Genomic DNA, 1468 nt, shown 5'->3' with positions numbered 1-1468 from the left:
TGGACATTTACCTTCCCGTTTTAACCGTGATAAAGCACGTCCATATGTGGGTGCTTTATCCGTGTTGATCACTTGTGGAATTTGCCACTTCTTCACATTATTTAACATTTTTCCAAGAAAACAATATGCTGATTTGGTATTACGTCTAGAATGGTTTACCGTTAACATCAATATAAGGAATATAAAATGAAAGCAGCTCGTTTTTATGACCGAGGGGATATTCGAATTGAAGATATCCCTGAACCGAAAGTACTTCCAGGCACAGTTGGAATTCAAGTTGCGTGGTGTGGTATTTGCGGTACAGATTTACATGAATTCATGGAAGGTCCTATTTTTATTCCACCTTGTGGTCACCCACACCCAATTTCGGGAGAATCTGCACCTGTAACAATGGGACATGAATTTTCAGGCGTGGTTTATGCAGTTGGAGAGGGTGTAGATGATATCCAAATTGGGCAACATGTCGTAGTTGAACCCTACATCATTGCTGACGATGTGCCGACTGGCCCCAATGATAAGTATCATTTATCAAAAAATATGAACTTTATTGGTTTAGGCGGACGCGGTGGTGGTCTTTCTGAAAAAATTGCAGTTCAGCGGCGTTGGGTACATCCTATTTCAAATGATATTCCTTTAGACCAAGCAGCATTGATAGAACCTTTATCTGTCGGTCATCATGCCTATGTCAGAAGTGGCGCAAAAGCTGGCGATATCGCACTGGTTGGTGGAGCAGGCCCAATAGGCTTACTTTTATCTGCTATTTTAAAGGCTAAAGGTCTCACGGTCATCATTACTGAACTGAGTGCAAAACGTAAAGAAAAAGCGATAGAAGCGGGTGTTGCCGATTATGTACTAGACCCATCTAAGGTTGATGTAGTTGCTGAGGTAATGAAAATTACAGAAGACCGCGGTGTAGATGTCGCTTTTGAATGTAGTAGTGTCAATAAAGTCATGGATACACTCGTTGCAGCAATGAAACCAACTGGTGTAGTCGTTATCGTTTCTATTTGGAGCCATCCTGCCACAATTAATGTGCATAGTGTGGTGATGAAAGAGCTAGATATTCGTGGCACGATTGCTTATGTAAATGATCATCAGGAAACTATCCGTTTGGTTGAGCAAGGTAAGATTAATCTAGAACCTTTTATTACCCAACGGATTGCATTAGATGATCTTGTTTCTAAAGGCTTTGAAACATTGATTCATAATAATGAGTCTGCTGTAAAAATTATTGTTCATCCGTAGTAACGCCTAATTTGAACGACTAATTTGAATAAACTAGAAATAAACTCTATGTAGCTATTTCTAATATCTTTATAGATAGGGAATGAGTCTGTACGTACAGATTCATTCTCAAATTTACGGCACTGTTGCAAATAGAGATTTGAGTCGATGATGTTCCCTTTAAAAAGTGCTTAGAGACCGAAAACCCTGTTGATTAGACACACTTCACCCTGAGGCTGACCAT

General features: G+C 39.8%; 1 protein-coding gene and 1 pseudogene. One reads left to right on the top strand and one right to left on the bottom strand.

Annotated features, from left to right (window positions below):
- Positions 1-150: pseudogene (locus ACE01T_RS17590) on the bottom strand (DDE-type integrase/transposase/recombinase); the annotation flags it as partial.
- 36 nt (positions 151-186) lie between these two features.
- On the opposite strand from ACE01T_RS17590, the gene ACE01T_RS17585 reads away from it, so the two are divergent.
- A complete protein-coding gene (locus tag ACE01T_RS17585; RefSeq protein WP_004281883.1) occupies positions 187-1245 on the top strand; it encodes a 2,3-butanediol dehydrogenase in 1059 nt (352 codons plus the stop codon).
- Positions 1246-1468: the final 223 nt, after the last annotated feature.

It is taken from the genome of Acinetobacter uliginosus (genome assembly GCF_044130295.1).
Lineage (GTDB): Bacteria > Pseudomonadota > Gammaproteobacteria > Pseudomonadales > Moraxellaceae > Acinetobacter.
Note: the sequence above shows the minus strand (reverse complement) of the source record. Positions and strands in the feature narration are given on the sequence as shown.